The sequence below is a fragment of the Prevotella sp. ICM33 genome, assembly GCF_000517825.1.
In the GTDB taxonomy this organism is placed as follows: Bacteria; Bacteroidota; Bacteroidia; order Bacteroidales; family Bacteroidaceae; genus Prevotella; species Prevotella melaninogenica.
Genome location: NZ_JACD01000024.1, coordinates 1 through 12,415 on the forward strand (window position 1 = coordinate 1; position 12,415 = coordinate 12,415).

Genomic DNA, 12,415 nt, shown 5'->3' on the forward strand with positions numbered 1-12,415 from the left:
GCCCTTTAAGACCCTTACTAACGCCCTTTTGAAGTCCAATTAAGCACCTTTTACTCTACTACTTTATAACTAACTGATTACCTTATAGTTATAAACCTGCTTTTATTTGTATTATTTCCGTATATTTATAGATGTCTTATTTGAGATTATGTAATTATTTTTCAAAACCTTTTCTACAAATTACCGAAGTCTTAATTGAAATAACTTTTAATGTCAGAGGATGATAATAGGACAGATAGTTGACTGTCTTAGTCATGTTTTTGTCTAATGAGTAACTTCGATTCTCCCGATAACGCAATACGAAAAGTGTTCACACATTTAACCCAAATCGGTCATTAGACCACAATGTTTCAGGAATAAATGACTACAGAAACCTTACTCCTCCAGTTTCCATTGCCACTTTCTCATATCTACACAGCCATTTGCACGGAAGGTTATCCCTTCTGCTTCCAACAAACCGCGCTGTTCTTCCCAACAAGGAGCCGTACGTCCGTTACCATTTACAACTCGATGACATGGCAAATTTTCTGTTTCAGATACACCATGTAGTACTTTTCCAATCAAACGAGCATGACGAGGACAGCCTACAAGCCATGCTATCTGTCCATAACTCAGTACACGACCGCTCGGGATTGATGCCACAACGTTATAAACTTCCTTGCGAAATGCTTCTATATCTACAGCCATTCGTACTCCAAATTGTCCTAATAAAAAAGGAGCGAAGAAATTTAGTAGGGGTTAAGCCGATACCTTTCATATCCTTACACTGCTGCCCTCCGAAAAGAAACAGTAATGGCTTAACCCCACTAAAACCTTCAACTCCTAAACGATTGTCCCGCAGGGGACTATTAAAACTTACTTATCAGCTTCTGCTTAAAGCGCAGCCTCAACAGCCTTCTGAACCTCCTTGAGGTCTACTGTAGGCTCGAAGCGTGCAACAACCTCACCATTGCGGTTAACGAGGAACTTTGTGAAGTTCCACTGGATGTCGTTCTGCTTGCGTGGCTCTGTGTTTGCCTTGTTGTAAAGGTCTTCCATAATAGCAGCCAACTTCTCCTCGTATGCACCACCTGCATAGCCCTTCTCACTCTTCAACCATGTGTAGAGAGGGAGCTCGTTAGCACCGTTCACATCGCTCTTCTTGAACTGTGGGAAGTCAGTACCAAACTTTGCTGTACAGAACTCGTGAATCTCCTCGTCTGTACCTGGAGCCTGATGACCGAACTGATCACATGGAATATCGAGAATCTCAAGTCCCTTCTCCTTCAGACTGCGGTACATTGCCTCCAACTCCTCATACTGTGGAGTAAAACCACAACCTGTTGCTGTGTTTACGATAAGAAGTACCTTACCCTTATATGTCTCGAGACTTACCTCGTTACCTTTCTTATCTTTCAATTTGAAATCATAAACTGTTGCCATAATTCTTTACTCTTTATTAAATTCTACAATAATATTTTTTACGCCATAAAAGCGATATTTCAAACTCGTGTGTTTCGTCTATCATAGCCTTGAAAAGTATCAACCAAGGAAGTTTCTACCCTATCAAAGTTGATTCCTAATCCTTACGATTTATTTTCTTAATCTCGACATCCATTCTTTGCAAACCTGCCAACCACCAGTAGACCACAATGCCCATGCTATCAGTACTGGCTGGAAGAATAGTCGGATAAGACGTGCAGTGTCAGTATTCAACCCGAATGAATCAATATGATAGAAATATTGATTGAGGTTTCCAGGGAAGATGAGTACAAAGAAGAGGGCGAGCAACGCTCCTACTACCGCCTTATGCTTATACAAGAATAGCATACTCAATCCTAAAGCAATTTCTACTACACCTGAAGAAAGTACCACGAAATCGGTAAATCCTTCTGAGAATCGAAGCCACATAGGCACCTGTGCCACGAACTCCAATCGGTTAAAAGTCAGGTGAGAAACACCTGCATACGTCATAAATGCTCCTAAAAGGAGGCGGAAAATCATCTTTACTTTGTTCATCCTGTTTCTTTTTAAATGGGGGCGCATCACCCTCTCCCAGCGCTAACTGATATCAGTGTCGCACCCCCTAAATTACCTTTACTTACTAATCGTCTTTACAATCTTTTATTACTCGAATCTTTCTAAACCATTATTCTCAGTTGCAAAGTTATAAAAAGACATTTATATCGCAAGCGATTGCATATTAGTTTTAACATCATTTTGCATCTATAACAGGCTTTCCTGCCACTAATAGACAGCCTTAACAGGAACTATAAGTCCCTCCCTTGTTCTTTATTATCGTTGTGTTGGTGCCGAACACATATTGTGCTAATGGTAAGCACCAATGGTGCTAAGCCTCAAAAGCACACAAAATGATGCCGAGGAAAATCACACTCGCTTGTAATTAGAAATGCCTTTAACGATTAAAAACTAACAAACACTCCTATTTCGAAAACATATAAAAAACAAGAAACCTACCGACCTCCTTTCCGCCTATTACACTCACGGCAAAGCATCTGACAATTTTCTATCACAGTTCTTCCGCCTTCACGCCATGGAGTAATATGGTCACCCTCCATAAACTCATAATCAAACTCTTTTTGACAGGACGGACAAATATGATGTTGCTTTTCCCACACTGCAAGTTTAATATCCTCTGGGAAACCACGCAAATCGAGGTGACGCTCATCTCCTGTCAGCACATAAGGAATTATACCCACTTGTTTCTGCACATCACTATCAAGAATCAGTTTAGAAATTCTGCTGGCTAAATCTGCTGTATCAAGAGTTGTACTGTGATATTTATCATAGTATAAAGCCCAATTAAGACCCTTCATAATCTTTTTAAACTTCTTCAAATCAAAGTTTGTTATAGTCCAATTAAGTACATTCTGAAAGTAAGTCCAAAGATTATTTGCATTTGGGTCATGCTGATGTTCCGCCATATAACCAACCACATACTGCGGTTTTCCTTCTCTTGTTTCGTGTTCTGACATCCATTCCAAAGCCTTCTTCAAGAACTCTTGCCGAATTGGCGTACCATTAACCAAGTCTTTTCCCAAACGATATGCACCACAGTTTGACTTAGAGAAATGGCGTTTAGCATCCGTAACAAACGGACCAGCATAGACAGCATTATTTATCTCCTGCTCGTTTAGGGGCTTACCAGCGATGTTTATTGTCTTGAACCATTCTAACTTCTCTGAGGGTTCGCCCTCACAAAGATAGATAGTCAACGGATAATCGAGGATAAGTTTCTGTATATCTGCAGGTTGATTGAAAAAGTTTTTGAAATCATAAGCAAACTTCCCATCTACATACTCACAGAGTGAGAGCGTTCTTTGCTGTCCATCCATCACTTCATAAGGACATTCTGCATCCTCACTACGCCTTACCCAATACATTACATTCAGTGGGTAGCCTTTTAAGACTGTTGATATTACAGCTTGTTGTTCGCTCTCATTATATATAAACTCACGTTGATAAGGTGGACGAATGTCCAATTGTCCACCATAACCACGTATTCCCTGTTCCTCGTTATTAATGTAACCACGTGCTATATCACCTACTGTTACCTCTATTTGTTTGATTGTCATCATAAGACTTCTTGGTTTTTAGCTTTTACGATACTATTTTACTTCCGTTTAATAAATACACGTTTATATTTCTTATTTCCCTTAACTAAAGGTTGTGCTATACCACTCTCCGAGTTCCACAACCCATTAGAGAATCCTTTACCCTCACTTTCTGAAGCACCAATTATGTCAAATTGAACAGGGCAGTATTTATCCATAAACGTGATTGGAACTCCCATAGCTCCCTGATAGTCCATTGGAATATCTGTTATTTTTGACACTTCAATAGCATCATAATTATCATATTTAGGATATTCTTCATCAGAATAATGACATACTAAATCTATCTCTTCATATCTTTTTTTATGCTCAAGATTCGTAAACCAACAAACATTGCCTAAACTTCTCCACTTCTGTCCATCTTTATCCTGCCAAAACCTTGTTTCTCGTGGTTGATAACTGTCTGGCACTTTGAAAGCCATATCACCAGATTTATACCCTAACCAAACTTTATTTTCCATCAATAAAGGAAAAACTTCCTTGTAAGTTACATTATTCTGGTTCCCTAAAATAAGAAACTTTTTATTATAGGTGATTAGCTGTGCAATATATTCTTTGAACAAAGAGAAAGGCGGATTAGAAACAACAATATCAGCTTCCTTCAAAAGAGCAACACACTCAGGTGAACGGAAATCGCCAGTCTGCAGAATAGACATCACATTCTTATCATTCATTAAAAGGTAGCGAACATCGGATAAATCAACTGCCCCATCCCCATTCATATCCTTCACTTCAGTTACTTCCATCTTATAAGCAACTTTCTGTGGTTCGGAGTCTGCATCATCAAAACTGAACACCAACTCGTTACCTTGCATTGGAGAGCCATTATAACAGGTACAGATAAGTTTCTTTAATCCTAACTGATTAAAGCGTAAAGCAAAGTATTTAAAGAAGTTACTCTCGTAAGGGTCATCACAATTACAGAGCACTGTCTTTCCACTGAAGTGTTTCCAATAATGTTGTAATTCTCGTTCTATATCGCTCAACTGCGTATAAAACTCGTCTTTTTTAGCTGTCTTTGCAGCATTTAGGTTTTTATTTGCCATTATGAATGATAGTCTTATGCATTACGACTATCAATCACGCCAAGACACAATAAAGGCGTGGATGCACCTTATTGCGTTCAGCTATGAGGCAGCCTCGGATGGAAACCTCAGACAACTAACAAGAATGCACCACGCCTATTGCGTGTGCATTGCTATTAATTAATTGTCCGAAGCATACCATACGATACGCCCGTCACATATTATTCAAGTTACATTATTTCCAAGAAGTTTCCGAGGCTTTTGGCTGAACGCGAATAATAGCGAATGCTTTATTTACCAACAATGTAATGGACTGGCTTAGCCAAATCCGCTTCAAAGATACAAAAAACCTATGAAAAGTCAAAAACAACTGTAAGAAAAACGAAATAAAGCTTTAAAGACAGAGCCTTTTTACTTTTAATTCTTTTACTTCATATATTTATTACATTTACAGAAATATCTCCATACTACACGATACTACCCAACAAAACAAGCTGTGTAAACGAAACATAGTGTGGAAGCTTTGATGACGTGAAAAGGAATAGTTCGTAATTGACAAACGATTTCTCTAACACAAACTTTCCTGTCACTTCTGTCATCCAAGGTTGATACATAAACGATTGATTTCTAACACATTTACGCTAAATGTTAAAAATGATAGGAAAATGAAATCAAAAAAACTATTGTATAATACGTGATAAATCCCTTCTTACTTTAGTAGACTTTACCACTCCATATCATCGAAGTGTGGCAAAAAAGAAAGGAAAACACTAATATTAGCTATTTTTTCGTTATCTTTGCAGCAACAAAACATTGAGAACGAGAATGGAAAGTGCAAAGAAGTATTTGTTGGGAATGACACTTGGCGAACTAAAAGAGGTTGCTAAGTCGCTCGGAATGCCAGCTTTTACAGGCGGACAGATAGCCAAATGGCTCTATACACAGCATGTGAAAAGTATTGATGAGATGACGAACATCTCAAAAGCAAACAGAGAGAAACTCGCTGCTGAATATGCTATTGGTTGCAAAGAGCCTATCGATGCACAACATTCTAAAGACGGAACTATCAAATATCTCTTCCCTACTGACAGCGGTAAGTTTGTTGAAACGGTGTATATTCCAGACGAAGACCGTGCTACACTCTGTGTTTCTTCACAAGTAGGATGTAAGATGAACTGCCTCTTCTGCCAGACAGGAAAGCAGGGTTTCGAAGGTAGTCTTTCAGCTACAGATATTCTTAATCAGATTTATTCCCTCCCAGAACGTGATAAATTGACGAATATCGTCTTCATGGGTCAGGGTGAGCCAATGGATAACCTTGACAACGTACTGCGCACCACAGAGATTATGACTGCTGACTTTGGTTACGGATGGTCACCAAAGCGAATTACAGTAAGCAGTGTGGGTGTCAAAGGAAAGCTAAAACGATTCCTTGATGAGAGTGACTGCCATGTTGCTATCAGTATGCACACCCCTTTACACGACCAGCGTTCGGAGTTGATGCCAGCAGAAAAAGGAATGTCTATTGATAGTATTATCGAGTTACTCAGCAATTACGACTTCTCTCGTCAGCGCCGTCTGTCATTCGAATATATTGTCTTCAAGGATTTCAACGACAGCGAGGAACATGCCAAGGCTATCGTACAACTACTCAAAGGATTGGACTGCCGAATGAATCTTATTCGCTTCCATCCTATCCCTAATATCCCATTGCAGGGTGTTGATGACCACAGAATGGAGAAATTCAGAAACTATCTAACACAACATGGAGTCTTCACAACTATCCGTGCCAGTCGTGGACAGGATATCTTTGCAGCCTGCGGTCTGCTCTCAACAGCAAAGAAGATAGAAGAAGAAAGAGGTAGAGGAAAAAAGTAAAAAGGTAAAAAATAAGAACGTAAAAAGACTAACAGACTACACACAGAGAGCCAATAGGAAACTGAATATAACAAAACAATACAAGATATAAGTATATGAACGATAATAAAAGAGTCCGCGTAGCAATCACACACGGAGATACCAACGGCATTGGATATGAGCTTATCTTTAAGACCTTTGCCGAACCAGAGATGCTGGAGCTTTGTACGCCTATCATCTATGGTTCGCCTAAAGTAGCCACCTATCATCGTAATGCACTTGACATAGAAGCTAACTTCACTATCATCAAAGATGCATCAGAAGCACAGAACGGACGACTCAACCTGCTCCCTGTATTTGATGACGAAATTAAGGTTGATTTGGGCGTTGCCTCAGAGGAGTCTGGTATTGCTGGCTTGCGTGCTGTAGACAAGGCCTTAGAGGACTATCGCCAAGGACTATTTGACGTTCTCGTTACAGCTCCTATTGACAATAATGAACACTTCCATTTCAGTGGTCAGAGCCGTTACATTGAAGATCACATGGAATCAGAGGAGCAAGGCTTGTCAATCTTGATAAACGATGGACTGCGAGTTGCCCTTGCTACACGTAATCTCCCACTGCGCCAAGTAGCAGAATCAATATCAAAGGCAAGTATTGTTAACAATGCAAGTGCACTCTTTAAGAGTCTTCGTCGCGACTTCCGCCTTTCTTGTCCACGCATTGCAGTACTTGGACTGAATCCTAAGGCTGGCGACAATGGTTTGTTAGGCTCTGAAGAACATGAGATAATCTTGCCAGCTATTGACGAACTTGTTGAGAATGGCATACAAGCCTTTGGTCCTTATCCTGCCGATACGTTCTTTGGCTGCAATTACACAGAACATTTTGATGGCATCTTAGCAATGTATTACGAACAAGGACTTGCTCCTTTCCGTACACTTTCTGTGTCTCATGGTATCATTTACACAGCAGGATTGCCACTCGTTCGCACCTCTGCAGAAATTCCTAATAGCCTTTCATTAGCAGGAAAGGGTAATGTTGACGAACTACCATTCCGTCATGCAATCTATCTTGCTATTGACATCTTCCGCAATCGTGCAGAATATGATGCACCAATGGGTAATCCACTTCCTAAGCTTTACAAGGAAAGAAGAGACGAAAGCGACAAGGTGCGCTTTGCAATTCCACGTAAGCGTGAGGATCGCATACCAAACAATAGTGAAAACCGTAATACGAAGGAGACACACTAAGCGTGTCTTCCTTCATTCCTTACGACAAATATAAATAAGAAGACTTATGAACAAAAAGTTTCAGAACATCTTCTTCACTTTTGGCTTGGTTGTACTCTGTATTATGGTGTACAACCTTGACTTTGCTGATGCATGGCAGAAGATACAGCATGCAGGCTACTGGTTCTTTGCAGTAGTTGTACTATGGGTATTCTTATACATCTTTAATACTGCAGCTTGGTTTACAATTATACGTAGTCAGACACAAGACGCTGAGGAACGGAAGAAAGTATCATTCTTCTGGCTTTATAAGGTTACTGTATCAGGCTTTGCACTTAACTACGCTACTCCTGGAGGACTAATGGGTGGCGAACCATATCGTATCATGGAACTGACACCGAAGATTGGAGCAGAACGTGCTACATCTTCTGTCGTCCTTTATGCTATGACACACATCTTTAGTCATTTCTGGTTTTGGCTTATATCCATCTTCCTTTATATTTTCACGCAACCAGTCAACCTCCTGATGGGCACGATGTTAGCTGTCGTTTTTGCTTTCTGCGTATCTGCAATTTGGTTCTTCCTCACGGGTTATAAAAAAGGATTAGCAGTCCGCGTAATGAACCTTGTTCGCCACATTCCTTTTGTTAAGAAATGGGCAGAACCTTTTGTTGCCAATCATAAGGAAGAACTTGACAGAATTGACACACAGATAGCATCATTGCACAACCAAAACCCACGTACCTTCCTCACCGTTGTTCTGCTTGAATTATCTTGCAGAATTTGCAGTGCTTTAGAGATATTCTTCATCCTTTTGGTATTGCTACCTTCTGTCAATTACTTTGATTGCATTCTCATCCTTGCATTCACCTCTCTCTTTGCTAATATGCTCTTCTTCATACCTCTACAATTAGGTGGTCGTGAAGGAGGTTTCCTGATGTCTGTTAAAGGCTTAGGACTCACGCTCGAAGCGGGTATTTTCGTTGCTCTACTTGTCCGTATCCGTGAACTTATTTGGACAGCTATTGGCTTATTGCTTATCAAACTGGACAGGAAGAGAAACAAGTAATATACACTCGGTAGTTTTATACTTCACAAATTATCTTTATGAAAAGAAATCTTTTTCTTCTTGAGAATAATTTAGAACAAGTTGATTCATTCCACTGAAAAACAACAAAGAAAGACAGAAAGAAAGTTGTTAAAGTCTGCCAAAGTTGCAGTTTTTTCAAATTAAATAGGTAAATTTGTCAGTCAAATGAATACAACAGAATTACAGAGGACCAAACAACGATATAACATTGTCGGTAACAACGACGGACTGAATCGTGCACTGGATGTTGCTTTACAGGTAGCACCCACTGATTTGTCTGTACTGATTATCGGTGAGAGCGGTGTTGGTAAGGAGATTGTCCCACGTGTAATCCACGACAATTCTCCTCGTCGTCGCGAGAAATACTTTGCTATCAACTGTGGTTCTATCCCAGAAGGGACCATTGATAGTGAACTTTTCGGTCATGAGAAGGGTTCTTTCACAGGAGCTATTGGCGATAGTGAAGGTTATTTCGGTATAGCCAACAAAGGAACCATCTTCCTCGACGAGGTGGGTGAACTTCCTTTAGCAACGCAAGCTCGACTACTTCGCGTACTCGAAACAGGTGAATATATCCGTGTTGGTGGCCAGGAAATCCGTAAGACAGATGTACGTATCGTAGCTGCTACTAACGTCAACATGCAGAAAGCTGTTAGCGAAGGTAAGTTCCGTGAAGATTTATACTATCGTCTTAACACTATTCCAATTCAGATGCCACCACTCCGTGATCGTGGCGAAGATATCGTTCTTCTCTTCCGCCTCTTTGCTATGCAGATGGCTGAGAAGTATCATCTTCCAAAAATTACACTCACAGATGAAGCACGCCAGATTCTGTTACAGTACAAATGGCCTGGCAATGTTCGTCAATTAAAGAACATTACTGAGCAGATGTCTGTCCTAAGCGAGAAGCGTGAGATTGATGCAGAAACATTGCTACATTTCATCCCACGTGACCAAGACAGCACACAGCTTGCTACGATACAAAGTGGTGGTTCACATAGCTATGAGAGTGAACGTGAGATTCTCTATAAAATTCTCTATGAGTTGAGAGGTAATGTAAGTGACTTACGACGTGACCTCAACACCGTTCGTAAGCAGTTGGAGGAAAGCAGACAACTCAATGGTGCAAGCGGTTTCCAGCCTACTTCATCAACAGTTTCTAATCTTCCTGCTACCACAAGCAAACAGCCTATCACTCCAACACGAACGATAGAACAGGTTGAAGATGCTGTGGCAGAAGAAATATCTGAACCAGAGACACTCAACCTCAACGACATTGGAAAGCAACTGGTGGAGAAAGCCTTAGAGCGTAACAATGGAAATCGTAAGAAAGCTGCTTTAGAGTTGGGTATCAGCGACCGCACACTCTATCGCCGAATCAGACAATACGGATTAGACAAAGATTAACCAATAGACACAAAAGGGACTACCCTCTTACAAAACAATGAAGATAGGAAAGAAATTCACATCTATCCGCCCATTGACATGGGGTGTGACAGCTATCTGCCTGCTCTTATTGGCAGCTTGCAGTGTATCCTATAAATTTAATGGTGCAAGTATTGATTACAGTAAAGTGCGTACCATTCAAATTGCAGATTTCCCTATCCGCTCTACCTATGTATGGGGACCAATGGGACCAATGTTCAACAATCAATTGAAAGATGTCTTTGCTAACCATACACGCCTACAACAAGTAAAGCGTAATGGTGATATGAAGATTGAAGGTGAAATCACACAGTATCAGCAACGTAATAAGAGTGTCTCAAGTGAAGGATATTCTGCACAAACAGAACTTTCCATCACTGTCAATGTGCGCTTCACAAACAATACAAACCATAGCCAAGACTTTGAACGACAGTTCACAGCTACTTCAAGCTATGAAACTGTACGTAGTCTGAATTCTGTACAGGAGGAACTCGTCACACAGATGGTGAAGGACCTTACCGACCAGATATTTAACGCAACTGTTGCAAACTGGTAGCCATTCCACATCAGTATTTTAATTTCATTGACTATTATTCTGATCACCCCACATAATCGCTTATCGTCCTATGGATATAGCCAATCTTATTAATCATCCGGAGAATCTAAACAAGGAGACCTTATACGATCTCCAGAGTATGCTTGCGCTCTATCCTTACTATCAGCCAGCTCGTATTCTGTTGTTGCAGAATCTCTTTCTGCTTCATGACCCCACCTTCGATGATGAGTTACGACGTGCAGCAGTGTACATCTCTGACCGTCATATCCTCTTCAAGCTCGTTGAGGATGCCCATTATCAACTGATTCCAGAACAGAAAAAGGCAGAAAAGCAGTCAATAACTATCAACGCTGAAACGACTACAGAGGAAGACCGTACAACATCGCTTATCGATACATTCTTAGAGCAGATTCCTGAAGAAGAAGATACAACACAGGAAACAGAAGGAAGGCGCAAGCCGACACCTGCTGATGCCACTGTGGACTACGTTGCCTATTTATTGGAAAGTGAAAGTAAGCAAAATGAGGATATCACTCCACAACTAAGAGGACAAGAACTTATCGACGATTTCATCTATAATGAAGGGGGTAAAATCACTTTACAAGACGAGACTGAGTACGAACCTGAAGAGAATGAACACAATGAAGCAGCTGAAAATGAAGATACTGGCTACTTTACTGAAACATTAGCAAGAATTTATATAAAACAAGGTCGATATTCTAAAGCATTGGAAATTATTAGGCGATTAAATTTGGTATATCCGAAAAAAAATCGTTACTTTGCAGACCAAATACGTTTTTTGGAGAAATTGATAATAAATAACAATAAAAAATAAGACAAGAAAATGTACACGTTATTCGTAATTCTTATCGTGATTGCAGCACTCTTGATGATTGGTGTCGTTCTGATTCAGGAATCAAAGGGCGGTGGTCTTTCATCAAACTTCTCATCATCTAATGCTATCATGGGTGTTCGCAAGACTACAGACTTTGTAGAGAAGACTACATGGGGCTTAGCGATCGCAATGGTTATTATCAGCGTAGCAAGTGCTTACGTTGCACCATCAGCAACCACAGACGCAAGTGTTGTTGAGAAAGCTGCATTAGATGACAATACAACAAACCCTAACAACTTGCCTAACTTCGGTGCAAGCCAGCAGAAGCAAGCTGCACCAGCTGCGACACCAGCTGCACCAGCTGCACCAGCAAAATAAGGGAAAATAAGAAAAAAGTACGGGAAATATTTGGTCAGTCCAAATAAAACCCGTACCTTTGCACTCGCTAAAAAGAAATAGCCAATATGGTGGATGTAGTTCAGTTGGTTAGAGCGTCAGATTGTGGTTCTGAATGTCGTGGGTTCGAATCCCACCACCCACCCTTCAAGAATTAAGCGGAAGTCTTTTAATGACCTCCGCTTTTTCTTTTGTACATCATTGTCACTATGCAAAGATACTACAAGTTGTATATTTACTAATTATTGACTGAAATATGACAATGTTTAAAGCAATAATAAAAAGCTAATGGCACATGGAATCACTGCTTGCGAATAAGACCGTAATAAAGGCTCAGTAGAAAAAAGGTGGGGAAATTTTCTTAATTAATATATTTTTCTTTCCT

General features: G+C 40.3%; 14 protein-coding genes and 1 tRNA gene. 9 read left to right on the top strand and 6 right to left on the bottom strand.

Annotated features, from left to right (window positions below; genetic code table 11):
* Positions 1–375: 375 nt before the first annotated feature.
* From HMPREF1505_RS03740 to HMPREF1505_RS03760, 5 genes are all read right to left on the bottom strand, one after another.
* Positions 376–687, bottom strand: coding sequence for an MGMT family protein (locus tag HMPREF1505_RS03740; protein WP_036922750.1), 312 nt, complete (start codon positions 685–687; stop codon positions 376–378).
* A gap of 186 nt (positions 688–873) precedes the next feature.
* On the bottom strand, positions 874–1,422 hold the full coding sequence (locus tag HMPREF1505_RS03745) for a glutathione peroxidase (RefSeq protein ID WP_036922753.1): 549 nt from the start codon (positions 1,420–1,422) through the stop codon (positions 874–876).
* Positions 1,423–1,572: 150 nt separating this feature from the next.
* Complete coding sequence (locus HMPREF1505_RS03750; protein WP_013263931.1) at positions 1,573–1,998, bottom strand: membrane protein; 426 nt, start codon at positions 1,996–1,998, stop codon at positions 1,573–1,575.
* A 455-nt stretch (positions 1,999–2,453) separates the two neighbouring features.
* Positions 2,454–3,578: a DUF262 domain-containing protein gene (locus HMPREF1505_RS03755; protein ID WP_231480331.1), complete on the bottom strand. Its 1,125-nt coding sequence runs from the start codon at positions 3,576–3,578 to the stop codon at positions 2,454–2,456.
* Positions 3,579–3,613: 35 nt separating this feature from the next.
* Positions 3,614–4,660 (bottom strand): adenine-specific methyltransferase EcoRI family protein, encoded by a 1,047-nt coding sequence (locus HMPREF1505_RS03760; RefSeq protein ID WP_036922755.1) that lies wholly within the window; start codon positions 4,658–4,660, stop codon positions 3,614–3,616.
* Between the two features lies 1 nt (position 4,661).
* Here HMPREF1505_RS03760 and HMPREF1505_RS13090 point away from each other — a divergent pair, with 1 nt between their 5' ends.
* Complete coding sequence (locus HMPREF1505_RS13090) at positions 4,662–4,823, top strand: hypothetical protein (protein ID WP_155948907.1); 162 nt, start codon at positions 4,662–4,664, stop codon at positions 4,821–4,823.
* A gap of 283 nt (positions 4,824–5,106) precedes the next feature.
* Here the strand turns inward: HMPREF1505_RS13090 and HMPREF1505_RS13095 are convergent, their stop codons facing one another.
* Entirely contained in the window at positions 5,107–5,253 is a 147-nt protein-coding gene (locus HMPREF1505_RS13095) for a hypothetical protein (RefSeq protein ID WP_155948908.1), read from the bottom strand.
* 211 nt (positions 5,254–5,464) lie between these two features.
* Between HMPREF1505_RS13095 and rlmN the strand changes: the two genes are divergently transcribed.
* The 8 genes from rlmN (at position 5,465) to HMPREF1505_RS03800 (ending at position 12,175) form a co-directional block, all read left to right on the top strand.
* Positions 5,465–6,517 (top strand): 23S rRNA (adenine(2503)-C(2))-methyltransferase RlmN, encoded by a 1,053-nt coding sequence (rlmN, locus tag HMPREF1505_RS03765; RefSeq protein WP_036922767.1) that lies wholly within the window; start codon positions 5,465–5,467, stop codon positions 6,515–6,517.
* A 95-nt stretch (positions 6,518–6,612) separates the two neighbouring features.
* Positions 6,613–7,749 carry a PdxA family protein gene (locus HMPREF1505_RS03770; protein WP_036922770.1) on the top strand — a complete coding sequence of 379 codons (1,137 nt, stop codon included), beginning with the start codon at positions 6,613–6,615 and terminating at the stop codon, positions 7,747–7,749.
* A 46-nt stretch (positions 7,750–7,795) separates the two neighbouring features.
* Positions 7,796–8,797, top strand: a complete 1,002-nt coding sequence (locus tag HMPREF1505_RS03775) for a lysylphosphatidylglycerol synthase transmembrane domain-containing protein (RefSeq protein WP_036922773.1) — start codon at positions 7,796–7,798, stop codon at positions 8,795–8,797.
* A gap of 186 nt (positions 8,798–8,983) precedes the next feature.
* A complete protein-coding gene (locus tag HMPREF1505_RS03780; protein ID WP_036922776.1) occupies positions 8,984–10,225 on the top strand; it encodes a sigma-54-dependent Fis family transcriptional regulator in 1,242 nt (413 codons plus the stop codon).
* A 37-nt stretch (positions 10,226–10,262) separates the two neighbouring features.
* Entirely contained in the window at positions 10,263–10,799 is a 537-nt protein-coding gene (locus HMPREF1505_RS03785) for an LptE family protein (RefSeq protein WP_013264601.1), read from the top strand.
* 70 nt (positions 10,800–10,869) lie between these two features.
* Positions 10,870–11,634: a hypothetical protein gene (locus HMPREF1505_RS03790; RefSeq protein ID WP_036922779.1), complete on the top strand. Its 765-nt coding sequence runs from the start codon at positions 10,870–10,872 to the stop codon at positions 11,632–11,634.
* 9 nt (positions 11,635–11,643) lie between these two features.
* Positions 11,644–12,012, top strand: a complete 369-nt coding sequence (gene secG, locus HMPREF1505_RS03795; RefSeq protein ID WP_036922782.1) for a preprotein translocase subunit SecG — start codon at positions 11,644–11,646, stop codon at positions 12,010–12,012.
* A gap of 89 nt (positions 12,013–12,101) precedes the next feature.
* Positions 12,102–12,175 (top strand) — tRNA-His (locus tag HMPREF1505_RS03800).
* Positions 12,176–12,415 lie beyond the last annotated feature (240 nt).

Coding starts and splice junctions, on each gene's coding strand:
- HMPREF1505_RS03755 (WP_231480331.1), bottom strand. CDS start 3,578: ATGATGACAATCAAACAAATAGAGGTAACAGTAGGTGATATAGCACGT.
- HMPREF1505_RS03745 (WP_036922753.1), bottom strand. CDS start 1,422: ATGGCAACAGTTTATGATTTCAAATTGAAAGATAAGAAAGGTAACGAG.
- HMPREF1505_RS03785 (WP_013264601.1), top strand. CDS start 10,263: ATGAAGATAGGAAAGAAATTCACATCTATCCGCCCATTGACATGGGGT.
- HMPREF1505_RS03775 (WP_036922773.1), top strand. CDS start 7,796: ATGAACAAAAAGTTTCAGAACATCTTCTTCACTTTTGGCTTGGTTGTA.
- HMPREF1505_RS13090 (WP_155948907.1), top strand. CDS start 4,662: ATGAATGATAGTCTTATGCATTACGACTATCAATCACGCCAAGACACA.
- rlmN (WP_036922767.1), top strand. CDS start 5,465: ATGGAAAGTGCAAAGAAGTATTTGTTGGGAATGACACTTGGCGAACTA.
- HMPREF1505_RS03770 (WP_036922770.1), top strand. CDS start 6,613: ATGAACGATAATAAAAGAGTCCGCGTAGCAATCACACACGGAGATACC.
- HMPREF1505_RS03790 (WP_036922779.1), top strand. CDS start 10,870: ATGGATATAGCCAATCTTATTAATCATCCGGAGAATCTAAACAAGGAG.
- HMPREF1505_RS03760 (WP_036922755.1), bottom strand. CDS start 4,660: ATGGCAAATAAAAACCTAAATGCTGCAAAGACAGCTAAAAAAGACGAG.
- HMPREF1505_RS03750 (WP_013263931.1), bottom strand. CDS start 1,998: ATGAACAAAGTAAAGATGATTTTCCGCCTCCTTTTAGGAGCATTTATG.
- HMPREF1505_RS13095 (WP_155948908.1), bottom strand. CDS start 5,253: ATGTATCAACCTTGGATGACAGAAGTGACAGGAAAGTTTGTGTTAGAG.
- secG (WP_036922782.1), top strand. CDS start 11,644: ATGTACACGTTATTCGTAATTCTTATCGTGATTGCAGCACTCTTGATG.
- HMPREF1505_RS03740 (WP_036922750.1), bottom strand. CDS start 687: ATGGCTGTAGATATAGAAGCATTTCGCAAGGAAGTTTATAACGTTGTG.
- HMPREF1505_RS03780 (WP_036922776.1), top strand. CDS start 8,984: ATGAATACAACAGAATTACAGAGGACCAAACAACGATATAACATTGTC.